The organism is Ramlibacter tataouinensis TTB310, from assembly GCF_000215705.1.
GTDB classification, from domain to species: Bacteria; Pseudomonadota; Gammaproteobacteria; order Burkholderiales; family Burkholderiaceae_C; genus Ramlibacter; species Ramlibacter tataouinensis.
The window spans coordinates 583,083-605,550 of sequence record NC_015677.1 but is presented as its reverse complement, the minus strand read 5'-3'; the positions used below and the strand labels follow the sequence as shown (position 1 = coordinate 605,550).

The following is a 22,468-nucleotide window of genomic DNA, read 5'->3' as shown; positions in this document are numbered from 1 at the left end:
AGCCGCGGCCTTCAGGGCTGGGCCGCGATCCGGCCCTTGAGGTTCACGACGGAGCTGGCCCGGCCCGGGATGCACTCGAAGCTGGTGGGGCTGTCCAGCACCACCTCGTCGTTGTAGCTGACGACGTCGACCACGGCCTTGGCGCCGTGCCTGCGGGCTTGCGCCACCAGGCTCTCCAGCGTGTAGCGCAGCGCCAGCTGGCAGGTCTGCTCGGGCGTCAGCGACACCGGCCGGCCGTCGGCCATGCGCGGCGTCGGGATGCCCCAGCCGCGCAGGTCGCCGGGCCGCGCCCAGGACATGACCTTGATCTCGGTGCCGGCCGCCGCCGACGGGCCGGCGCCGAAGCGCACCGGCATGCCGTCCAGCACCCCCTGGGTCTGGGCCTGCTCCAGCACGGGTGCGAGGGGCAGCACCAGATAGCCGTTGGCGTTGGGGGTGACCCCGCCCGCGAGCGACAGGGACGTTGCGGCCAGGGCCGCGGCCAATGCGACAAGCGCCTTGTTCATGAATTCCTCCTCCTGCAGTGACGCGCCTCCCCGCGAGGCGCCCCATCCTAACCGTTGCTCAGCAGTTCCGGCAGCTCGGCCATGTCGGTGAAGATGCGCGCGGCGCCGGCGGCGCGCAGCGCGCCGGGCGCGTCATGCCCGGCCTCGGGCGGGCTGTAGCCGAACACGGTGGCGCCCGCGGCCACGCCGGCCGCGGTGCCCGTGACCGTGTCCTCCACCACCGCGCAGCGCCGCGGGTCCACGCCCAGGGCGGCGGCGGCGGCCAGGTACACGTCGGGATGCGGCTTGGAGCGCGGCAGGTCGTGCCCGCTGAAGATGCGGCCGTCGAACCAGCGCATCAGGCCGGTCATCTCCAGCTGCAGCCGGACCTTGAACAGGTCGGCGCCGGAGGCACAGGCGATGCGCCCCTGGTAATGCCCGTGCACCCACGCCACCGCCTCGGGCGCATGGCGCACCGCCTGCAATCGCTCGCGCAGCCCCTGGTTGCGCCGCTCGCGGAACTCGGCCAGCCAGGCGTCGGTGAGCGGGCGCCCGGTGCGCGACTCGATCAGCGAGCGCTCGTCGCGCACCGCCTTGCCGACGAACAGCCGCATGCATTCCTCAGGCGTGAGCCGCCAGCCCAGCTCCTCCAGCATGTCGCGCAGCACGCCGTTGGTGATGGGCTCGCTGTCGACGAGCACGCCGTCGCAATCGAACAGGACGGCGGCGAAGGAGAGGAGGGTCGGCATGAAAATCCTGATGGAGGTGGGGCAGGATCGTAGCAACGGCAGAGCTGCTACCCCGCAGGCTCGAGGTCGTCACCCTCCACGTAGTACCAGCGTCCCTCCTCCCGAACGAACCGGCTGCGTTCGTGCAGCCGCACCGCCCGGCCCTCGACCCGGCAGCGGGCCACGAACTCCACCTCCGCGTGATCGGGGCCGACCCTGCGATGCCGGCGCACCTCGAGCCCCAGCCACTTGGCGCCCGCTTCGAACCGCACCTCGGCGGGGCGGCGGCTCGGGTGCCAGGTCGCCAGCAGGTAGGCCGCATCGCCGACGACGAACGCGCTGTACCGCGAGCGCATCAGCGCCTGCGCATCGGGCGCCGGACAGCCCTGCGGGTCCTGCAGGTGCGGACCACAGCACTGCGCCCAGGACCGCGGCCGGCCTTTCGCGTCAGCCCGTCCGCAGGGACAGGGGTCGGTGGGCGCCATGGGCTCACTTGCGCCAGAACGGCACCGTGAACAGCACCAGCACCGACATCAGCTCCAGCCGGCCCAGCAGCATGGCGAAGCTCAGCACCCACAGCTGGAAGTCGGTGAGCACGCCGAAATGGCCGGCCGGCCCGACCAGGCCCAGGCCCGGGCCGATGTTGTTGACGCAGACGATGACGGCCGAGAACGCCGTCACCAGCTCCAGCCCCGACAACAGCAGCAAAAAGGTGAGGCCGACGATGCTGGCGCCGTAGATCAGCATGTAGGCCAGCACGTTGGCGATCACCTGCGGCGGCACGGTGGCGCCGCCCAACGTGACCGGGTTGACCACCCGCGGGTGGATGATGCGCACCAGCTCGCGCCGCGCCTGCTTGACCAGCAGGATCATGCGCACCAGCTTGATGCCGCCGCCGGTGGAGCCGGCGCAGGAGACGAAGCAGCCCAGGAAGATCAGCAGTACCGGCGCGAACACCGGCCACTGGGTGTAGTCGGTGGACGCGTAGCCGGTGGTGGTGGCCAGCGAGACCACCTGGAAGGCGGCGGCGCGCAGCGCGGCGGCGGTGCCGTCGTACACCGCCCGGTCCACCAGCAGCCAGGTCAGCAGCGCGATGGACAGCAGCAGCAGCGTGACGTAGGCCCGCACCTCCTGGTCTCGCACCAGCGTGGCCGCCGAGCGGTTGCGCCAGACGATGAAGTAGCGCGCGAAGCTGATGCCCGACAGCGCCATGAAGACGATGGCCACGCCCTCGATCAGCGGCGAGTTCCAGTAGCCGAAGCTGGCGTCGTGCGAGGAGAAGCCGCCCAGGCCCATGGTGCTGCACATGTGCATGAAGGCGTCGGCCCAGCCCATGCCGGCCCAGCGGTAGGCCAGGAAGCAGGCCGCCGACAGCACGAAGTACACGGTCCACAAACCACGCGCCGTCTCCGCGATGCGCGGGGTGAGCTTGGCGTCCTTCAGGGGCCCCGGCGCCTCGGCCCGGTACAGCTGCACGCCGCCCAGGCCCAGCAGCGGCAGCACGGCCACCACCAGCAGGATGATGCCCAGCCCGCCCACGAACTGCAGGAAGCAGCGCCAGACGTTGACCGAGACCGGCAGCGCGTCCAGCCCCGACAGGGCCGTGGCGCCGGTGGCGGTGAGCGCGCTCATCGACTCGAAGTAGGAGTGCGCCAGGTCGATGCCCGGCACGGCCAGGTAGAGCGGGATGGCCGAGCATGCCGGCAGCGCCACCCACACCAGGGTCACCAGCAGGAAGCCGTCCTTGGGCTGCAGCTCGCGCCGTGCATGCCGGACGATCCAGCCCAGCACCAGGCCCGCCACCAGGGTACCGGCGAAGGCGCCGGCCCACACCGGCCGCAGCCAGGGCTCGTCCAGCACCCAGGCCCAGGCCAGCGGCACCAGGAAGGCAAAGGAGAAGCCGGCGAGCACGCGCGCCACCACCGCCAGCACCGGTCCCAGGCTGTGCATGGCTAGAAGAAGGTGGCGCTCACCTGGAACAGGCGCTCGACTTCGCGCACCTGGCGCTTGTTGGGGATGAACAGGATCAGGTGGTCGTCGGTCTCGATCACCAGGTCGTGCCCGGGCATCAGCACGCGCTGGCGCTCGCCCTCGCCGCGCACCACCGCGCCCAGGCGCACGCCGTCCGGCAGCGTCCTGTCGATGTGGGCCACGGTGCGTCCGACCAGCCTGGAGGTCTTGGCGTCGCCGTGGGCCACGCCCTCCAGCGCCTCGGCTGCGCCGCGGCGCAGGCTGTGCACCGCCACCACGTCGCCCCGGCGCACGTGCGCCAGCAGCTCGCCGATGACGGTGTGCGCGGGCGAGACCGCGATGTCGATGGTGCTGCCCTGCATCAGGTCGGCATAGGCGCGGCGGTTGATCAGCGACAGCACGCGCCGCGCGCCCAGCCGCTTGGCCAGCATGGCCGACAGGATGTTGTCCTCGTCGTCGCTGGTCAGCGCCAGGAACATGTCCATGCTGCCGACATTCTCGTCGGCCAGCAGCTCCTCGTCGGTGCCGTCGCCCTGCAGCACCAGCAGCTCGGAGGGCAGTTCGGTGGCCAGGTACTCGCAGCGCTTGGGGTCGCGCTCGATCAGCTTGACCTCGCAGTGCCCGACCAGGCGGCGCGCCAGCCGCAGGCCGACGTTGCCGCCGCCGGCGATCATGACCCGGCGCACCGGCTGGTCGGCGTCGTGGATGGCCTCCAGCACGGCGCGGTGGTGCTCCTGGTCGGCCAGCAGGAACACCTCGTCGCCCGGCAGGATGCGGGTGCTGCCCTCGCAGGTGACCTGCGCCTCCTGCCGGTACACCGCCACCACGCGCATGGGCGCGTGGGGGAACCGCGCGCGGAACTCGGCGATGCTGCGGTTGACGATGGCGCTGCCGGCCACCGCGCGCACCGCGATCAGGTGGGCCCGGCCGCGGGCGAACTCCAGCACCTGCAGCGCCTCGGGGTAGTCGATCAGCTTCTGGATGTAGCGCACCACCGACTCCTCGGGGCAGATCACGTGGTCCACCGCGAAGCCGGTCTCCTGCAGCAGCGGCCCGCCGTCGACGAACTCGGCCGAGCGCAGCCGGGCGACGGTGGACGGCACGCCGAAGCGGTCGTGCGCGATCTTGCAGGCCACCAGGTTGGTCTCGTCCTGGGTGGCGCAGGCGATCAGCATGTCGGCGTCGCGGATGCCGGCGCGCTCCAAGGTGCTGGGGTGGATGCCGTTGCCCACCACGCCGCGCAGGTCCAGCCGCTCCTCCAGCTCGCGCAGGCGCTGCGCGTCGGGGTCGATCAGCGTGATGTCGTTGCGCTCGGACACCAGGCTTTCGGCCACGCTCTCGCCCACGCGGCCGGCGCCGAGGATGACTATCCTCATAGCGCGCGCTGGATAAGGATCTTCTGCACGTCGGAGGTGCCCTCGTAGATCTGGCACACCCGCACGTCGCGCCAGATCCGCTCGACCGGGAAGTCGCTGACGTAGCCGTAGCCGCCCAGGGTCTGGATGGCGGCGCTGCAGACCTGCTCGGCCATCTCGCTGGCGAACAGCTTGGCCATGGCGGCCTCCTTCAGGCAGGGCCGCCCGGCGTCGCGCAGGGCCGCGGCATGCCAGACCAGCTGGCGCGCGGCCTCGATGCGCGTGGCGCAGTCGGCCAGCCGGAAGCCGACCGCCTGGTGGTTGAAGATGGCCGTGCCGAAGCTCTGGCGTTCCCTGGCATAGGCCAGCGCCGCCTCGAAGGCGCTGCGCGCCATGCCCACGCTCTGCGCGGCGATGCCGATGCGCCCGCCTTCCAGGGCCGACAGCGCGATACGGTAGCCCTCGCCCTCCTCGCCGATCAGGTGGTCGGCCGGGATGCGGCAGCCATCGAAGTTGATCTGGGCCGTGTCGCTGGAGTGCTGGCCCACCTTGTCCTCCAGCCGCGCCACCACGTAGCCGGGCGTGCGGGTGGGCACCAGGAAGGCGCTCATGCCCTTCTTGCCCGCCGCCTTGTCGGTGACGGCGACCACGATGGCCAGGTCGCCGTGTTGGCCACTGGTGATGAACTGCTTGATGCCGTTGATCACGTAGCCGTCGCCCTGCTTCACCGCCGTGGTGCGCAGGGCGGAGGCGTCGCTGCCCACGTGCGGCTCGGTCAGGCAGAAGGCGCCCAGCAGCTCGCCCTGGGCCAGCGGCGCGAGCCAGCGCTTCTTCTGCGCCGCGCTGCCATAGCGCATCAGGATGGCGTTGACCGGGCAGTTGGTGACGCTGATGGCGGTGCTGGTGCCGCCGTCGCCGGCGGCGATCTCCTCCAGCACCAGGGCCAGCGTGACGTAGTCCAGGCCCGCGCCGCCGTGCTCCTCGGGCACGCAAATGCCATAGGCGCCCAGCGCCGCCAGGCCGCGGTGCGCCTCGCGCGGGAAGTGGTGCTCCTTGTCCCAGCGCGCGGCATTCGGCCACAGCTGCTCCTGCGCGAACGCGCGCACGGCGTCGCGGATCATTTCCTGGTCGGGGGTGAGCAGCATGGCGGACCTGCCTAACGCAACAATTGGTGGGTGGCGCCCTTGGCGGCGCGCTTGTCCAGCGTCAGCACGGGCGCGAAGCCCGCAGCCTGCGCTCGTTGTGCCAACAGGTAATCGGAGAAGTCGGCAGGACCCGCCTCGTAGAGTGCGAGCGCGCGGCGGACCTGGCCCGGCGATTCCACCTGCAGCTGGTCCTGGCCCAGCAAGGCGGCCAGCGCCGTATGCACCGCGGCCCGGGCGTAGCCGTAGCTGCGCTCGAGCACCCGGGCCAGTTCGCACAGCACGATGTGGTCGATGTAGGCCGGCTTCGTGGGGGTGGCATGCGCCGTCAGCCAAGCCTGGACCCGGGATGCCTGGCGCGGATCGTCGTTGGTCAGCAGCCGCACCAGCAGGTTGGTGTCCAGGGCCATCATCGGCGGCGGGGCTTGGCCGGCGCCGGTGAGTGCTTGCCTTTCAGGTGAGCCGCCAAGCCGTCGTCCATCTCCTGCACCGTCAGTGCCGCCCTGGGCGGCGGCAGCAGCCCCCGCAGAGCCGAGATCGGCTCGCGACGGCGGCGCTTGAGGACGATCGTGTCGGCATCCGCAATGGTCACCACCAGCTGGTCGCCGGGTTTCAAGCCTAGCTGCTCCCGCGTGGCCTGCGGCAGCGTCATCTGGCCTTTGGAGGTGAGCGTGGTGTGCATGAGATTCCTTACGCCCTGGTAAGGATAGCACGCAGGTCGCGGCGCCGGGTCCTACCAGCTCTTGAACCGGCGCCCATCGTAGTTGAGGAAGGCGCCCTTGTGGCGGCGGGTCAGGCCGGCCAGGGTCTGGCGCATGGCGGCGACGCTGCGCTCGGCTTCCAGCGGCGCGCCGGGGCCGCCCATGTCGGTCCTGACCCAGCCGGGGCTGATCGCCACCAGGATGGCCGCGGGATAGTCGTGCTGGGCCGCGGCCACCGCCATGTTGAGGCCGGCCTTGCTGACCCGGTAGGTCCAGCCGAAGCTGGAGTCGGTCTGGCCTATGCAGCCCATCTCGCTGGTGATGAAGGCGAACCTGCCGCCGGCGGCCTCGACCAGCGGCGCCACCTGCGGGATGGCCTGCATCGCGCCCAGCACGTTGGTGTGCAGCACGGTGTCGAACTCCTCGCGCGTGGGCGGCTGGGTGGCGCCGGCCGTGCTGTACACGCCGGCCACGTACAGCGCGACGTCGAACTTCTCGCCTTCCAGCTGCCAGGCCAGGCCGCTGAGGCTGGCCGGATCGGCCACGTCCAGGCGGATGGCCTTGGCGCCCAGCGCCTCGATGCGGGCCAGGCCGGCGTCGTCGCGCGCCGTCGCGACGACGCGGTCCCACTGCGCGCGGTACTGGCGCACGAACTCCAGGCCGATGCCGCGCGAGGCGCCGATCACCAGGATGTTCAGAGCAGCTCCAGCGCCACGGCCGTGCCCTCGCCGCCGCCGATGCACAGCGTGGCGATGCCGCGCTTGCCGCCGCGCGCCTTGAGCGCATGCAGCAGCGTGACCATGATGCGCGCGCCCGAGGCGCCGATCGGGTGGCCCAGGGCGCAGGCGCCGCCGTTGACGTTGACGATGTCGTGCGCGACCTTGAGCTCCTCCATCAGCGCCATGGGCACCACGGCGAAGGCCTCGTTCACCTCCCACAGGTCGACGTCGGCCACCTTCCAGCCGGTCCTGGCCAGCAGCTTCTGGGTGGCGCCCACCGGCGCGGTGGTGAACCAGCTGGGCTCCTGGGCGTGCATGGCATGGCCGACGATGCGCGCCAGCGGCGTCACGCCCAGGCGGCGCGCCGTGCCCTCGGTCATCATCACCAGCGCGGCCGCGCCGTCGTTGATGCTGGAGCTGGAGGCGGCGGTGATGGTGCCGTCTTTCTTGAACGCCGGCTTGAGCTGCGGGATCTTGTCCAGCTTGACCTTGCCCGGGCCCTCGTCGATGGACACCAGGCGCTCGCCGGCGCGCTCCTTCACCGTCACCGGGGTGATCTCCGCGGCGAAGGCGCCCGATTCGGTGGCCTTCTTGGCGCGCGTGACGGACGCGACGGCGAACGCATCCTGGGCCTCGCGGCTGAACCTGTACTTGGCGGCGCAGTCCTCGCCGAAGGTGCCCATGGCGCGGCCGGGCTCGTAGGCATCCTCCAGGCCGTCCAGCATCATGTGGTCGTAGATGCGGTCATGGCCCAGGCGGATGCCGCTGCGCCCCTTGGGCAGCAGGTGCGGCGCGTTGGTCATGCTCTCCATGCCGCCGGCCACCATGATCTCGTGCGTGCCGGCCAGCAGCATGTCGTGCGCGAACATGGCCGCCTTCATGCCCGAGCCGCACATCTTGGACAGCGTCACCGCGCCCGCGCTCTTGGGCAGGCCGCCCTTGAACGCGGCCTGGCGCGCCGGCGCCTGGCCCTGGCCGGCCATCAGGCAGTTGCCGAACAGCACCTCGCCCACCGCGTCGGCCGGGATGCCGGCGCGCTCGACGGCGGCCCGGATGGCGGCGCCGCCCAGGTCGTGCGCGGCCAGCGTGGAGAAGTCGCCCTGGAACGCGCCCATGGGGGTGCGGGCGCAGCCGGCGATGACGATGGATTCGGACATGGTGTGCTCCTTGGCTTCAGATGGTCTGGATGATGATGCCGCTCTCTTCTTCGGCGATGCGGCGGATGTAGCTCTGGAATTCGGGGTCCTCGCCGCGCAGCAGCAGCGGCAGGGCGTTGTGGAAGTCCTCGCGCCGGCACCACTCGCGCATGTAGTCGTCCCAGCTGTTCCAGCGGCGCCGCTCGGTCTCGCCCATGTCGTCTTTGTAGGCCACCAGGTAGGCCCGCTCGAACAGCGACATCAGCATATCGAAGATGACGAGCATGCGCTCGCGCTGCTCGGCGGTGGGGTTGGGCAGCGGCTCGGCGGCGCGCAGCTGCAGGTCGGGATGCGCCAGCACCACCTTGAGGAAGTCGTTGTATGCGTCGGAGAGCAACTGGTAGGCCTCCTCCTCCTCGTTGTCGCGCTCCTTGCGCTGCTCCCAGGCGAAGAACAGGATGGCCACCGGCAGGCCCAGCGTGGTGACGATGTAGCTGGCCAGCTCCCAGATGTCGCGCGCGCTCATCCTTGGCCCCTCACAGCTCCGCCTTTTCGGGCATGAAGCGCTTGTCGTGCTCGTAGGGGAACACGTCGTACACATGGCCCGAGTGGATGCGCTCCTTGTGGCTCTGCCAGAAGTCCGCCTGGAGCAGGTCGCCATGGTGCTTGAGGAAGACCTCGCGCACGGCCGGGTTGCCCAGCAGGAAGGGGCCGAAGGTCTCCGGGAACACGTCCTTCGGGCCGACCGACCACCAGACCTCGCCGGACAGCTCCTCCTCCTCGTTGCGCGGCGCCGGCACGCGGCGGAACTGGCAGTCGGTCAGGTACTCGATCTCGTCGTAGTCGTAGAACACCACCTTGCCGTTGCGCGTGACCCCGAAGTTCTTCCACAGCATGTCGCCCGGGAAGATGTTGGCCGCCACCAGGTCCTTGATGGCGTTGCCGTACTCGATGACGGCGCGCTCGATCTGCTCGCGCGCGCCGGCGTCGAACGCCTCCTGCAGGTAGATGTTCAGGGGGATCATGCGCCGCTCGATGTACAGGTGCTTGATGACCACCTCCTCGTGGCCGTCGCCGTCGCGGTCGCCGATCTCCAGCTGGCTGGGCGCGAAGCGGCGGATCTCCTCGATCAGCTCGTCCTCGAAGCGGTCGCGCGCGAAGGCCACCTCGCTGTACTCCAGCGTGTCGGCCATGCGCCCCACCCGGTCGTGCTGCTTGACCAGCAGGTACTTGCCCTTGATCTGCTCGCGCGTGGTGTCCTTCTGCGGCGGGTAGTAGTCCTTGATCACCTTGAACACGTAGGGGAAGGACGGCAGGTCGAACACCAGCATCACCATGCCCTTGATGCCGGGGGCGATGCGGAACTTGTCGCTGGAGTGCTTCAGGTGGTGGAGGAAGTCCCGGTAGAACAGCGTCTTGCCCTGCTTGGCCAGGCCCAGCGCGTTGTAGATCTCGGCGCGCGGCTTGCGCGGCATCAGCGAGCGCAGGAACTGCACATAGGCCGAGGGCACCTCCATGTCCACCATGAAGTAGGCGCGGGCGAAGGAGAACAGCATCTGCAGCTCGTCCTCGCCGAACAGGCAGGCGTCGATCACCAGGCCGCCGCTCTTGCCGTGCAGGATGGGCAGCGCGAACGGCACCTCGTTGAAGCCGTTGATGATCTTGCCGACCACGTAGGCGCCCTTGTTGCGGTAGAACAGGGACGACAGCACCTGGATCTGGAAGTTGGCGCGCAGCTTGACCTGAGCCAGCCGCCCGCCCATGGCCTTGAGCACGAAGCCGGCGTCGCGCTGCAGGTCCTCGAAAGGCCGCTGCAGCCGGAAGTTGTCGACGATGCGGGCGATGGTGTCGCGCAGCGTCTCGCGGGTCGGGTAGTAGGCCCGGTAGGTGGGCAGCGCCGCCGGCTCGTCGTTCTCGATGTACTCGGTGCTGACCGCCGGCCGCACGAAGATGAAGTCGTTGTGGAAGTAGGTGCGGTGCAGGATCTTGGTGGTGACCGAGTTGAAGAAGGTCTCGGCCAGCTCCGGCTGGTGGTGGTCGATCAGCAGGCCGATGTAGTGCAGCTTGACCTGCTGCCACACCTCCATCGGCTGCTCGTGGGCGCGGAACTCCTTTTCCAGGCGCTGCGACGCCTCCTTGACCCGCAGGTCGTAGAACTCGATGCGCTCGCGCTGGGCGCGCTGCTGGCCGTGCCAGTCCGCCGTCTCGAAGCGGTGCTTGGCCCGGGCGGACTCGGTGCGGAACAGCCGGTAGTGGCGGTTGAAGCCGTCCATCAGCGCCTTGGCGATGTCGTAGGCCAGCGGCGAGTCCAGGCGCTGCGGGAACATGCGACGCTCGGGCGCGGCCCTCAGGCGGCGGGGATGCGGGAGCGCGGCCGCACGGCCTGGGCGTACGCGGCCTCCACGGCGGCATTGCCGTCGGCCGTCATGCGCAGGTCCTTGAGCAGGCCGTCCTTGAGGCCGTAGACCCAGCCGTGCAGCGTCAGGGGCTGTCCGCGCTCCCAGGCGTCCTGCACCACGGTGGTCTGCGCCACGTTGACCACCTGCTCGATCACGTTGAGCTCGCACAGCAGGTCATGGCGGGCCTGGGGCGGGGCGGCCTCGATCAGCCCGCGGTGGCGGCCGCACACGTCCTTGATGTGGCGCAGCCAGTTGTCGGCCAGGCCCACCCGCGTGTTGTGCAGCGCCGCCTGCACGCCGCCGCAGCCGTAGTGGCCCACCACCATCAGGTGCCCGACCTTGAGCTGGTCGACGGCGTACTGGATGGTCGACAGGCAGTTCAGGTCGGTAGGCACCACCACGTTGGCCACGTTGCGGTGCACGAACACCTCGCCCGGCTCCAGTCCGGTGATCTGGTTGGCCGGCACCCGGGAGTCCGAGCAGCCTATCCACATGTAGCGCGGCTTCTGCTGCGCCTGCAGGCCGGTGAAGAAACCGGGGCGGTCGCGCTCCATCTGGGCGGCCCAGGCGCGGTTGTGGGCGAACAGGTCGGAAAGGTCGGAAGACATGGCGTGATTTTGGCCTACGGCCGAGCACCCGGCAGCACCGGTGAACTACCTACATCGTTTCGGCGAACAGCTCGCGGCCTATCAGCATGCGGCGGATCTCGCTGGTGCCGGCGCCGATCTCGTACAGCTTGGCGTCGCGCCACAGGCGACCCAGCGGGTACTCGTTGATGTAGCCGTTGCCGCCGAAGATCTGGATGCCCTCGCCGGCCATCCAGGTGGCCTTCTCGGCGCACCACAGGATGACCGAGGCGCAGTCCTTGCGCACCTGCCGCACGTGCTCGGCGCCGAGCATGTCGAGGTTCTTGCCCACCGTGTAGCAGAAGGCCCGCCCGGCCTGCAGCACGGTGTACATGTCGGCCACCTTGCCCTGGATCAGCTGGAACTCGCCGATGCTCTGGCCGAACTGCTTGCGGTCGTGGATGTAGGGAACCACGTTGTCCATCACCGCCTGCATGATGCCGATGGGGCCGGCGGCCAGCACGGCGCGCTCGTAGTCCAGGCCGCTCATCAGCACCTTGGCGCCGCCGTTGACCGCGCCCAGCACGTTCTCGGCCGGCACCTCCACGTCCCGGAACACCAGCTCGCCGGTGTGGCTGCCGCGCATGCCCAGCTTGTCCAGCTTCTGCGCGACGGAAAAGCCCTTCATGCCCTTCTCGATCAGGAAGGCGGTGACGCCGCGCGCGCCCAGCTCGGGCTCCGTCTTGGCGTAGACCACCAGGGTGTCGGCATCGGGCCCGTTGGTGATCCAGAACTTGCTGCCGTTGAGGACGTAGTAGCCGCCCTTGTCTTCGGCCTTGAGCTTCATCGAGATCACGTCGCTGCCGGCGCCCGGCTCGCTCATGGCCAGCGCGCCCACGTGCTCGCCGCTGACCAGCCCGGGCAGGTACTTGCGCTTCTGCGCCTCGCTGCCGTTGCGCCTGATCTGGTTGACGCACAGGTTGGAGTGCGCGCCGTAGGACAGGCCCACCGAGGCGCTGGCGCGCGAGATCTCCTCCATGGCGATCATGTGCGCCAGGTAGCCCATGTTGGCCCCGCCGTAGGCCTCGGGCACGGTGATGCCCAGGACGCCCAGCTCGCCCATCTTGCGCCAGAGATGCATGGGGAACTGGTCGCTGTGGTCGATCTCGGCGGCGCGCGGGGCGATCTCGGCCTGCGCGAAGGCGCGCACCGCGTCGCGCAGGGCGTCGATGTCTTCGCCCAGCTGGAAGTTCAGGCCCGGCAGGTCCATGTGCGTGTCTCCTGTTGATGGTGTCAGTGGCGGATTCCGTCGCGGCCGACCACCGTCATCAGGGTGGCGCCCAGCGTGGCGATGAGCTTTTCCTGCCCGTCCCCGGCGATGCCCCAGGCCCGCCCCTCGGCCACGCTGATGGTGCGGCCCGGCTTGACCACCACGCCCTCCATGCGGAAGCGCGGGCCCTGCGCCGGCGCCAGCAGGTTGATCTTGAATTCGATGGTCAGCACGCCGGCGTCCTCGGGCATCAGCGTGGAGGCCGCGTAGCCGCAGGCCGAGTCCAGCGCCGCGGCCAGCATGCCCGCGTGCAGGAAGCCGTGCTGCTGCGTCAATCCCCGGGCCCAGGCCATCTCGATCACCACCCGGCCCGCCTCCACGGCGGCCAGGCGCGCGCCCAGCGTGTCCATCGCCGCCTGCCGGCGGAAGCTCTCGCGCACGCGGGCGGCGAAGCCGGGGTCCTGGGGCTGGAAGGCGGTCGCGGACATGGGGACTTGGTTGACGTTGACGTAAACGTCAATTATGCGCGCTGCCGGACCTTGGCCGCGGCCGGCCGCTCGGTGCGCGCCAGCAGGGCGCGCGCCTCCTTCTCGTGGGTCTTGACCTCCTCCAGGTTGGCCTGCAGGTCGGCCATCTGGTCCTCCAGCTGCTTGCGGTGCTGCGCCAGCACCGCAAGGAACTTGCGCAGCTGCGGCCCGGTGTCGCGCGGGCTGTCGTACATGTCGATGATCTCGCGCGCCTCGTTCAGCGACAGGCCCAGCCGCTTGGCCCGCAGCGTGAGCTTGAGCCGGGTGCGGTCGCGCGCGCTGTAGATGCGGTTGCGCCCGCCCGGGCCCGAGCGCTGCGGCTGCAGCAGGCCCATGTCCTCGTAGAAGCGCATGGCGCGCGTCGTGAGGTCGAATTCGCGGGCCAGGTCGCTGATGGTGTACGTGGTGGCGGGGGCCATGGGTATGCGCAAGGACGGACGGCGCGGCGGCGCTGCCTACAATGCCGATTACATATGACGTTTACGTCAACGTCAACGCATCCATTGCCCGTCCCTTCCATCCGCACCACGCCATGAACGCACAGGAAAGCCAGCTCCACTACCCGCTGGGCGACACGCTGCCGGCTCCCGGCGGCTCGCTCGAGCTGGCGCCCGGCGTGCGCTGGGTGCGCATGGCCCTGCCGTTCGCGCTGGACCACATCAACCTCTGGCTGCTGCGCGACGAGCTGGACGGCCGCCCCGGCTGGACCGTGGTGGACTGCTGCATCACGCGGGACGAGGCCAAGGCCCAGTGGGAACAGGTGTTCGCGGGCGAGCTGGAGGGCCTGCCCATCCTGCGCGTGCTGGTCACGCACATGCACCCGGACCACATCGGCCTGGCGCACTGGCTGTGCGAGCGCTGGAGCACCGGGGAGCATCCCTGCCGCCTGTGGATCAGCGCCACCGACTACAACGCGGCCCGCCTGGCGTCGCAGAGCACCACGGGCTTCGGCGGCGAGTCGGCGGCGCGTTTCTTCGCCTCGCACGGCCTGGGCGACCCGCAGGCGCTGGAGAAGATACGCGCCCGCGCCAGCTACTATCCCGGCATGGTGCCCGAGGTGCCGCGCAGCTTCCGCCGGCTGCGGGACGGCGACCGGGTCCGCATCGGCGGACGCGACTGGGAATGCATCAGCGGTTACGGCCACGCGCCCGAGCACATCGCGCTGTTCTGCCCCGGGCTGGAAATGCTCATCAGCGGCGACATGATGCTGCCGCGCATCTCCACCAACATCAGCGTGTACGACGTGGAACCCGAGTCCGACCCGCTGGCGCTGTTCCTGGACTCCATCGACAAGTTCCGCCGCCTGCCGCAGGACACGCTCACCCTGCCCTCGCACGGCAAGCCGTTCCGCGGCCTGCATCGGCGCATCGAGCAACTGCACGAGCACCACCGCGACCGGCTGGCCGACGTGCTGGCCGCCTGCACGCCACGGCCGCGCACGGCAGCGGAGATGCTGCCCGTGCTGTTCAAGCGCGCGCTGGACCTGCACCAGGCCACTTTCGCCATGGGCGAGGCGGTGGCGCACCTGCACGCGCTGTGGTACCAGGGCCGGCTGCGGCGCGAACGGGGAGCCGACGGCGTCTGGCGTTTCGGCGCCGCCTGAGCGCCGCCCGGTCAGCCCGCGCCGGAGGGCAGCAGCGCCGGCGGCAGCAGGGGCAGGGTGAAGAAGAAGGTGGTGCCAAGCCCCGGCTGGGACTGGACCCAGACCCGCCCCTGGTGCCGCAGCACCACGCGCTGCACCGTGGCCAGCCCGATCCCGGTGCCCGGGAACTCGGCCTCGGTGTGCAGCCGCTGGAACGGTCCGAACAGTTTTCCGGCATGCGCCATGTCGAAGCCCACGCCGTTGTCGCGCACGAAGAAGGTGTCGCCGTCGCCCTGCGCCAGCCGGCCGATCTCGATGCAGGCACGGTCTGCGTGCGCCGTGAATTTCCAGGCATTGCCCACCAGGTTCTGCAGCACGATGCGCAACAGCCGCGCATCCCCCTGCGCCGTCAGACCCTCGGCGACCACGGCGTCGACGCGGCGCTCGGGCTCCTGCAGCTGCAGCCCCTCCAGCACCTCGCGCGCCAGCGCGCCCAGGTCCACCGGGCCCCAGTGCATGGGCTCGCGCACCACGCGCGCCAGCGACAGCAGCGCCTCGATCAGCTGCTCCATCCGTTCGACGCCCGCCTGCACCCGTGCCAGGTAGTGCTGGACCTTGGGATCCTCGTGCCCGGAGAGCTTTTGCGCGACGGCGCGGCTGAAGCCGCCGATCGCCCCCAGGGGCGCCCGCAGGTCGTGCGAGACCGAATAGGAAAAGGCCTCCAGCTCGTGGTTGGAATTGCGCAGCGCCGCCTCGATGGCCTTGAGCGCGGTCACGTCGCTGTCCACGCCGACCCAGAACAGCGGGCTGCCGTCGGGCCGCGTCACCAGCGTGGCCCGGTAGGACATGGTGTGCCAGCTGCCGTCCCGCGCGCGCACGCGGCGCATGCCGGTGTAGGGCTCGTGCGTCTCGCGGCTGCGCCGCCAGTTGCTCTCGATCACGGGCACGTCGTCGGGGTGGATGCAGGACATCCATGCGTGGCCCAGCCACTGGGCGGGTTCGCCGCCGACCAGGTCGGACCAGGCCCGGTTGACGAAGGTCAGCCGGCCCTCGGGATCGGCGTTCCACACCACCTCGGGGGCCTGCTCGGCCAGCGCCCGGGCCAGGGCCTCCTGCCTGGACAGCTCGGCCGTTCGTTCGGCGATGCGCTGCTCCAGGCCGGCATTGAGCTCGCGAATCTGGCCGAGCAGGCGGGCGTTGTCGATCGCGATGGCCGCGAACTGCGCCAGCTCGGCCGCCACGTGGCCGTGGCGCTCCGAGAAGCTGTCGGCGTCGTGGCCCCACAGCTCCAGCACCCCCATGACCTGGCCGTCGCGCCCGGCCAGGCGCAGGGACAGGCGGGCGCCGCCTCCCAGGGACGGCGGCAGCGGGTCGTCGCCGGCAACCAGCACCAGGCGGGCGCCGGCGCATCCCAGCACCACGCAGGCCTGGCGCTCGACTTCCTGCACCGTGCGCTCGACCGTCGGCTGCCGGCTGATCGCCCGCGCCGCCACCGCCGAGCGCTGCAGCATCTCGGTGTAGCCGCGCAGCTCGCTTTCGCTTTGCAGCAGGGCCGCCTCGCTGCGCTTGCGCCCCGTGATGTCCTGCGCCACCCCGAGCAGCCGGGCCCGGCCGCCACCGTCGAGCACAACCTCCCCGATCGCGTGGACCCAGATCACGTCGCGCCCGCGCCGCTGCCGCAGGCGCAGCTGCAGGTCCAGCCGGCCGCTGGACGGCGGCGCCTCGATCAGCCGGCGCAGCGGACGGCGATCGTCGGGATGGAGGCGGCGCAGCAGCGCGGGCAGGCTGCCGTCGAACCCCCGGGAGGCAGCGTTGAGCAGCTCCCTGACCTTGTCCGACCAGGTCATCGCGCCGGAATTCAGGTCGCACTCCCAGTGGCCGATGCGTCCGATGCGCTGGGCTTCCAGCAGGCGGCGCTGGGCATCGCGCAGGCGCTCGAACTGCCGCACCTGCTCGGCCTGCAGCCGCTGCAGCTCGGTCACGTCCGAGAACACCAGCAGGCCGCCGCGCGCCTCGCCCGGTCCGCCCAGCGGGCGGTAGCTGCAATGGATGAGCCTGTCCTGCGGCTGGCGCGCGCTGCGCACCAGCATCTGCAGCTGGCCGCTGCGCCCCTGCACGGCCTGCGCCAGCGGCAGCTGCGAGGTCCTGAACAAGGTGGCGCCGTCGGGGTGGTAGAGGCCGAAACGGGACGACCATTGCTCCGGCGGGACGTGCGGGCCGCGCAGGTCGAACATCTGGTTCGCCGCGTCGTTGTTGATGATGAGCTCGCCCTGCATGTTGCAGGCGATCACGCCTTCCTGCATGCTGTTGAGCACCAGGTCCAGCAGCTCGTAGGCCCCCTGGCTGCGCCGCAGCTCCAGTTCCAGCTCGCGCTGGCGCGCCTGCAGCGAGTCGGCCATCAGGTTGAAGGACGAGGCGATCAGGGCCAGTTCGCTGCGCTGGGTGCCTGCCGACGTGGGCACGCGAGCGTCCAGCCGGCCCTGCTCCAGCTGGCGGGCCGCATCGACGATGTGGCCGGCCGGCCGCACGATGAAGCGTCTTCCCAGCCAGGCGGCCAGGCCCAGGCTGGCCAGCAGGCTGGCGCCTACCACCAGGAGCTCCTTGCGCAGGCCGGCGAAGGCGCCGCCGGTCACGCGCTCGGCGTCGACGCTGGCGATGACCAGGTACTTCTCGCCGTTCACCCCGCGGGTGGGCGCGAAGGCGTAGATGCGCGGGTTGCCGGCGCTGTCCAGGGCCTCGCCGACGCCGGGCTGCATGGCCTGCACGGCGGCGCGCGTGGCCTGGTTGTTCAGTCGCCGCCCCACCGCGCGGTCCGGCCGCAGCGGGCCTTCCATCAGCACCGTGGCCTGCCGGTCGACCACGACCAGGCGCACGCCGTCCGGCAGGTCGGTCTGCGTCAGCAGGTCGTCGGCGCGCCCCAGGTCCAGCGATGCGAAGGCGATGGCGAGCAGACGCTCGCCGTCGAGGATGGGAAGCCCGACCGGGATGACGGGCCGGCCGGAGGCGCGCCCGACCACCACCGATCCGACGGTGAAACGAGGCTCGGCCAGGATGCGCTGGAAATAATCGCGGTCGGCCGAGTTGAAGCTGCCCGGCTGGCCCATGGCGTGGCAGATCACGTCGCCCCGGGTATCCAGCAGGCCGATGTTGGCGTAGACCGGGTAGCGGCCGCGCAGCTGGCCGAGGTACTCGCCGCAGACCTTCCTGTCCAGCGAGCGGATCTGCGGCATGGCGCTGATGGCGCCCAGCAGGTGCTGCGCCGAATCGATCAGCCGCTCCTGATGGGCCGCCACCAGGGTGGCGGTCAGCCGCAGCTGCTCCTGCGCCTGCAGCCTCGCATTGCCCGCATCGCGCAGCGCCGACCAGACCAGCTGCGCCACCAGCGGCAGGATGGCGGCCAGCACCAGCAGCATCAAACGGCCACTCAGGCTCAGGCGGCCCTGCATCTCGTGCGTCCTTCCCCCAGAGGTGTTCGACCCTGCTCGAGTGTATGCGGGGTCTTGGGCCTGGGAGGCATCACCAGGGAGGCAGCGCCTCGTCCTTCAGCTGCCCGCGCAGCTGCGCGTAGTCGGGCACGACGGTGCGCACCGTGTCCCAGAAGCGCGGGCTGTGGTCCATCACCCGCAGGTGGCTCAGCTCGTGGGCCACCACGTAGTCGATCACCGGCAGGCGGAAGTGGATCAGGCGCCAGTTGAGGCGGATGGTGCCGTCCGAATGCGCCGTGCCCCAGCGCGTGCCGGCGTTGCTCAGACTCAGCTTGCGCCAATGCACGCCCAGCAGCGGCGCGAAATGGTCCAGCCGCTCGGTGAACAGGCGCGTGGCCTGGCGCATCAGCCAGGCCTGCACCGCGTCGCGGACCTGTTCCGGGGTGGCATGGTGCGGCAGCCCCACGTGCAGCGTCAGGCGCGGCACGCCGGGCAGGGCCTGGCCGTCGGTGTTGAGCCTGGCGCCGGCTTCGTGGAAGCCATGGCTCGGGTCCAGCACCACGATCACCTGCTCGCCCAGGAAGGGAAAGGCGGCGCCGTCGCGCCAGACGATGCGGGCGGCCTCGATGCGGCCGGCGCGCTCGCGCGCCTCGCCCAGCTTGCGCACGATCCAGCCGGCCTTGCTGCGCACCGCCGCGTCGATCTCGTACAGCGGCACCCACTTGGGCGCGGTGACGGTAAGGCCCTCGGGGCCCACCATGAAGCCGATGTTGCGCCGGCGCGCGCGGCGCAGCTCGAAGGCCACCCGGGTGTCGCCCAACACGGCCTGGCGGTTGGCGCGCGGATGGCCGAAGCGCTCGGGCTCGAGCACGCTGTCCAGCGTTTCGGCAGGCTCGCCGGTCGCCGAAGCCGGCGCGGCAGCGGCGGCGGGCGGGGCGGGCTGCGCAGGCTGCGCAGCCGGCACCGCCGCCTCGAACAGGTCAAGGGCGAGCTGGAGAAACCTGGGCATCGGTACGGGTCTTGGAGTAGGCCTCGGGGTCCAGGCGCCGCATCTCGGCCTCGATCCAGGCCTCGACTTCGCGCATCAGTTCCTCGGGTTGCCGGCCCTGGCTGGGGATGGGTTTGCCGATGGACACGTCGACCACGCCCGGGCGCTTGAGGAAGGCCTTGCGCGGCCAGCACCGGGCCGAGGTCACGGCGATGGGCACCACCGGCGCGCCGGTCTCCACCGCCAGGCGGGTGCCGCCGGATTTGTACACGCCCTGCTGGCCGCGCGGGATGCGGGTGCCTTCGGGGAACATGATGATCCAGATGCCCTGGTCCAGCAGGCGCTTGCCCTGCTCCACCACCTTGTTGAAGGCCTGGGCGCGCTGGCGCCGGTCGATGTGGATCATGTCCAGCCGGCCCATGGCCCAGCCGAAGAACGGCACGAACAGCAGCTCGCGCTTGAACACGTAGGCCAGCGGATGCGGCATCAGCGTGGGCATCAGGAAGGTCTCGAACGTGGACTGGTGCTTGACCAGCAGGATGGCCGGGCTGGTCGTGCCCTGCGGCAGGTGCTCCATGCCGGTGACCCGCACCTGGATGCCCAGCAGCACGCGCGCGCCGTCGACGGCCCAGCACAGCCAGCGCACCGCCATCCAGTACAGCGGGACGCCGCGCAGGCGCAGGGAGGCCCCCAGCATGACCAGGGCCCAGGGCACCACGGTCACCAGCATCCAGAGCAAGTGCAGGGTCGAACGGATGAAAGCCATGGGTGCGTGTCGGGACGGATGTGGAAGGTTGCGCCGCTCAGGCCTTGGCGTGGCGGGAGATCAGGTGTTCGGCGAAAGCGGCCAGGTCCTCGTGGACCCGGGTGCCGGGCGGAAAGGTGTCGGGCAGCGGGCGGCCGCGGAACTCCGCGCCCTTACCGCTGAGCACCAGGTGGGGCTCGCAGCCGACGGCGGCGCCGGCCTGCACGTCGCGCAAGCTGTCGCCGACCGCCGGCGTGCCCTTGAGCTCGACGCCGAAGCGCTCGCCGATCTGCTCGAACAGCCCGGGCAGCGGCTTGCGGCAGTGGCAGTGGTCGTCCGGCGTGTGCGGGCAGTAGAAGACCGCGTCGATGCGCCCGCCGTGCGCCGCCAGCAGCTTGTGCATCTTGGCGTGCATGGCGTTGAGCTGGGCCACGTCGAACAGGCCGCGGCCCAGGCCCGACTGGTTGGAGGCGATGGCCACGTGCCAGCCCGCGTGGTTGAGCCGTGCGATCGCCTCCAGCGCGCCGGGCAGCGGCTGCCATTCCTCGGGCGACTTGACGAACTCGTCGCTGTCGGCGTTGATCGTGCCGTCGCGGTCGAGGATGACGAGTTTCATGCGGCCAGCCGCGACAAGTCCGCGACCCGGTTCATCGCCTGGTGCAGCGTGGCCAGCAGGCCCAGGCGGTTGGCGCGCAGATCCGCCTCCTCCGCGTTGACCATCACGCCGTCGAAAAAGGCGTCGACCGGGCCGCGCAGGGCGGCCAGGGTCTGCAGCGAGCCGGTGTAGTCGCCGGAGTCGAACTTGCCGCCGGCCGCGGGCGCCAGCTCGCGCGTGGCGATGTACAAGGCCTTCTCGGCGTCCTCCTTCAGCAGGCCTTCGCGCACGCTCGCGTCGACCGCGCCCTCGGCCTTTCGCAGGATGTTGGCGATGCGCTTGTTGGCCGCGGCCAGCGCCGGCGCCTCGGGCAGCGCGGCGAAGGCGCGCACCGCGGCCAGCCGCCGGGCCACCTCGCCCAGGCGCTGCGGCTGCAGCGCCAGCACCGCGTCCACCTCCTGCGCGCTGTAGCCCTGCTCGCGCAGCAGGCCGGCCAGGCGCTCGTAGATGAAGTCGGCCAGCAGCTGGCGGGTCGCCGGCGCGGCCTGCGGGAACAGCGCCACGGCCCGGTCCAGCAGCTCGCCCAGCGGCAGCGGCAGGTCCTGCTCCATCAGCATCCGCACCAGCCCCAGAGCATGGCGGCGCAGCGCGAACGGGTCCTTGTCGCCGGTGGGCAGCTGGCCGATGGCGAACAGGCCGGCCAGCGTCTCCAGCTTGTCGGCCAGGGCCACCGCCAGGCCGACGCGGCCCCGCGGCAGGCTGTCGCCGGCGAAGCGGGGCTTGTAGTGGTCCTCGATGGCGTCGGCGATCTCCGCCGGCAGGCCGTCGGCCAGCGCGTAGTAGCGGCCCATGGTGCCCTGCAGCTCGGGGAACTCGCCCACCATGTCGGTCAGCAGGTCGGCCTTGGCGAGCTCGGCCGCCTTCTGCACATTCGCGACCAGCGCGGGATCAAGCGCGTTTGCGATGACGCCGGCCAGTTCGCGCACACGCGCCATGCGCTCGCCCTGCGTGCCCAGCTTGTTGTGGTAGACCACCTTGGCCAGGGCCTCGATGCGCGAGGCCAGCGGCTTCTTGCGGTCCTGGTCGAAGAAGAACTTGGCGTCGGCCAGGCGCGGGCGCACCACGCGCTCGTTGCCGCCGACGACGGCGCTCGGGTCCTCGGGCCGGATGTTGCTCACCACCAGGAACTGGTGGGTCAGCTGGCCCGAAGCCTGGAGCAGCGGGAAGTACTTCTGGTTGGCCTTCATGGTCAGGATCAGGCATTCCTGCGGCACCTCCAGGAACTCGCGCTCGAACTGGCACAGCAGCACGTTGGGCCGCTCGACCAGCGCCGTGACCTCGTCCAGCAGCGCCTCGTCCTCGATGGGACGCACGCCGCCGCCCACCCGGGCGGCCGCGGCGGCCAGCTGCCGCGCGATCTCGGCCTTGCGGTCGTCGAAACCGGCGATCACCGCGCCGTCGCGCGCCAGCGTGGCCGCGTACTCGTCGGCATGGGCGATCTTCACCGTGGCCGACGCCGCCTCGAAGCGGTGGCCACGCGTTTCGTCGCCGGCCGCCAGGCCCAGCGCGCGCACCGGCACCACCTCGGCGCCATGCAGGGCCACCAGCGCATGGGCGGGCCGCACGAACTTCACGTCGGTCCAGCCGTCGGCCAGCTGGTAGGTCATCACCTTGGGGATGGGCAGCCTGGCGATGGCTTCCGCCAGGGCCTTCTGCAGGCCCTCGGCCAGGGTGGCGCCGCGGACCTGGCTTTCGTAGAACAGCGCCTGCGCCTTGCCGTCGGGCGCGCGCTTGAGGCCGGCGACGGCCGACGCGTCGGCGCCCAGCGACTGCAGCTTCTTCAGCAGCGCCGGCGTCGGCTGCCCGGCCGCGTCCAGGCCGACGCTCACCGGCATCAGCTTCTGCGACACCGCCTTGTCCGCCGCCTGCGGCGCGACGGCCGTGATGTGCGCCGCCAGGCGGCGCGGCGAGGCGAAGGGCGTGAGCCTGGAGGCGGCCGCGGCCAGGCCCTGGGCCTGCAGCTGCTCCAGCAGCGTGGCGCCGAACGCCTGGCCCAGCTTCTTCAATGCCCTGGGCGGCAGCTCCTCGACGAACAGTTCGACGAGCAGGTTCTTGTTCTTGTCGGTCATGGTGC

At 70.8% G+C, this 22,468-nt stretch carries 22 protein-coding genes; 1 reads left to right on the top strand and 21 read right to left on the bottom strand.

Going from position 1 to position 22,468, the window contains the following annotated elements:
• Positions 1-11 precede the first annotated feature (11 nt).
• The 16 genes from RTA_RS02945 to RTA_RS02870 are packed head-to-tail and all read right to left on the bottom strand — an operon-like array spanning position 12 to position 13,418.
• Positions 12-506, bottom strand: a complete 495-nt coding sequence (locus RTA_RS02945; protein ID WP_013899887.1) for a hypothetical protein — start codon at positions 504-506, stop codon at positions 12-14.
• Positions 507-553: 47 nt separating this feature from the next.
• On the bottom strand, positions 554-1,234 hold the full coding sequence (locus tag RTA_RS02940; RefSeq protein ID WP_013899886.1) for an HAD family hydrolase: 681 nt from the start codon (positions 1,232-1,234) through the stop codon (positions 554-556).
• A gap of 47 nt (positions 1,235-1,281) precedes the next feature.
• A complete protein-coding gene (locus RTA_RS02935) occupies positions 1,282-1,698 on the bottom strand; it encodes a YchJ family protein (protein ID WP_013899885.1) in 417 nt (138 codons plus the stop codon).
• Positions 1,699-1,702: 4 nt separating this feature from the next.
• Complete coding sequence (locus tag RTA_RS02930) at positions 1,703-3,163, bottom strand: TrkH family potassium uptake protein (RefSeq protein ID WP_013899884.1); 1,461 nt, start codon at positions 3,161-3,163, stop codon at positions 1,703-1,705.
• A gap of 2 nt (positions 3,164-3,165) precedes the next feature.
• Entirely contained in the window at positions 3,166-4,560 is a 1,395-nt protein-coding gene (trkA, locus tag RTA_RS02925) for a Trk system potassium transporter TrkA (RefSeq protein WP_013899883.1), read from the bottom strand.
• Complete coding sequence (locus RTA_RS02920) at positions 4,557-5,684, bottom strand: acyl-CoA dehydrogenase family protein (protein ID WP_013899882.1); 1,128 nt, start codon at positions 5,682-5,684, stop codon at positions 4,557-4,559. Before RTA_RS02920 ends, trkA begins: the two co-directional genes overlap by 4 nt.
• An 11-nt stretch (positions 5,685-5,695) precedes the next feature.
• On the bottom strand, positions 5,696-6,094 hold the full coding sequence (locus RTA_RS02915) for a type II toxin-antitoxin system VapC family toxin (protein ID WP_013899881.1): 399 nt from the start codon (positions 6,092-6,094) through the stop codon (positions 5,696-5,698).
• Positions 6,091-6,363 (bottom strand): AbrB/MazE/SpoVT family DNA-binding domain-containing protein, encoded by a 273-nt coding sequence (locus RTA_RS02910; RefSeq protein WP_013899880.1) that lies wholly within the window; start codon positions 6,361-6,363, stop codon positions 6,091-6,093. Before RTA_RS02910 ends, RTA_RS02915 begins: the two co-directional genes overlap by 4 nt.
• A 51-nt stretch (positions 6,364-6,414) precedes the next feature.
• On the bottom strand, positions 6,415-7,068 hold the full coding sequence (locus RTA_RS02905) for an SDR family oxidoreductase (protein WP_013899879.1): 654 nt from the start codon (positions 7,066-7,068) through the stop codon (positions 6,415-6,417).
• 8 nt (positions 7,069-7,076) lie between these two features.
• Positions 7,077-8,258 carry an acetyl-CoA C-acyltransferase gene (locus tag RTA_RS02900; RefSeq protein ID WP_013899878.1) on the bottom strand — a complete coding sequence of 394 codons (1,182 nt, stop codon included), beginning with the start codon at positions 8,256-8,258 and terminating at the stop codon, positions 7,077-7,079.
• A gap of 16 nt (positions 8,259-8,274) precedes the next feature.
• Positions 8,275-8,763 (bottom strand): hypothetical protein, encoded by a 489-nt coding sequence (locus tag RTA_RS02895; protein ID WP_013899877.1) that lies wholly within the window; start codon positions 8,761-8,763, stop codon positions 8,275-8,277.
• A 10-nt stretch (positions 8,764-8,773) separates the two neighbouring features.
• Positions 8,774-10,564 (bottom strand): bifunctional isocitrate dehydrogenase kinase/phosphatase, encoded by a 1,791-nt coding sequence (aceK, locus tag RTA_RS02890; RefSeq protein ID WP_013899876.1) that lies wholly within the window; start codon positions 10,562-10,564, stop codon positions 8,774-8,776.
• A gap of 20 nt (positions 10,565-10,584) precedes the next feature.
• A complete protein-coding gene (can, locus tag RTA_RS02885; RefSeq protein WP_013899875.1) occupies positions 10,585-11,244 on the bottom strand; it encodes a carbonate dehydratase in 660 nt (219 codons plus the stop codon).
• A gap of 49 nt (positions 11,245-11,293) precedes the next feature.
• Positions 11,294-12,472 carry an isovaleryl-CoA dehydrogenase gene (locus tag RTA_RS02880; protein ID WP_013899874.1) on the bottom strand — a complete coding sequence of 393 codons (1,179 nt, stop codon included), beginning with the start codon at positions 12,470-12,472 and terminating at the stop codon, positions 11,294-11,296.
• Between the two features lie 23 nt (positions 12,473-12,495).
• A complete protein-coding gene (locus RTA_RS02875) occupies positions 12,496-12,960 on the bottom strand; it encodes a PaaI family thioesterase (RefSeq protein ID WP_041674992.1) in 465 nt (154 codons plus the stop codon).
• A 32-nt stretch (positions 12,961-12,992) separates the two neighbouring features.
• Positions 12,993-13,418 carry a MerR family transcriptional regulator gene (locus RTA_RS02870; RefSeq protein ID WP_013899872.1) on the bottom strand — a complete coding sequence of 142 codons (426 nt, stop codon included), beginning with the start codon at positions 13,416-13,418 and terminating at the stop codon, positions 12,993-12,995.
• Between the two features lie 113 nt (positions 13,419-13,531).
• Here RTA_RS02870 and RTA_RS02865 point away from each other — a divergent pair, with 113 nt between their 5' ends.
• The gene (locus RTA_RS02865; protein WP_041674991.1) at positions 13,532-14,602 is read left to right on the top strand and encodes an MBL fold metallo-hydrolase; all 1,071 of its coding nucleotides are present in this window, start codon (positions 13,532-13,534) and stop codon (positions 14,600-14,602) included.
• 11 nt (positions 14,603-14,613) lie between these two features.
• On the opposite strand, the gene RTA_RS19615 is transcribed toward RTA_RS02865, so the two are convergent.
• From RTA_RS19615 to glyS, 5 genes are all read right to left on the bottom strand, one after another.
• Entirely contained in the window at positions 14,614-18,027 is a 3,414-nt protein-coding gene (locus tag RTA_RS19615; RefSeq protein WP_013899870.1) for a PAS domain-containing protein, read from the bottom strand.
• 70 nt (positions 18,028-18,097) lie between these two features.
• Positions 18,098-19,015 carry a M48 family metallopeptidase gene (locus RTA_RS02855; protein WP_013899869.1) on the bottom strand — a complete coding sequence of 306 codons (918 nt, stop codon included), beginning with the start codon at positions 19,013-19,015 and terminating at the stop codon, positions 18,098-18,100.
• Positions 18,987-19,760 carry a lysophospholipid acyltransferase family protein gene (locus RTA_RS02850; RefSeq protein ID WP_013899868.1) on the bottom strand — a complete coding sequence of 258 codons (774 nt, stop codon included), beginning with the start codon at positions 19,758-19,760 and terminating at the stop codon, positions 18,987-18,989. The genes RTA_RS02855 and RTA_RS02850 overlap by 29 nt, the downstream gene beginning before the upstream one ends.
• Before the next feature lie 37 nt (positions 19,761-19,797).
• Complete coding sequence (gene gmhB / locus RTA_RS02845; RefSeq protein ID WP_013899867.1) at positions 19,798-20,355, bottom strand: D-glycero-beta-D-manno-heptose 1,7-bisphosphate 7-phosphatase; 558 nt, start codon at positions 20,353-20,355, stop codon at positions 19,798-19,800.
• Positions 20,352-22,463 carry a glycine--tRNA ligase subunit beta gene (glyS, locus tag RTA_RS02840; RefSeq protein ID WP_013899866.1) on the bottom strand — a complete coding sequence of 704 codons (2,112 nt, stop codon included), beginning with the start codon at positions 22,461-22,463 and terminating at the stop codon, positions 20,352-20,354. The genes gmhB and glyS overlap by 4 nt, the downstream gene beginning before the upstream one ends.
• Positions 22,464-22,468 lie beyond the last annotated feature (5 nt).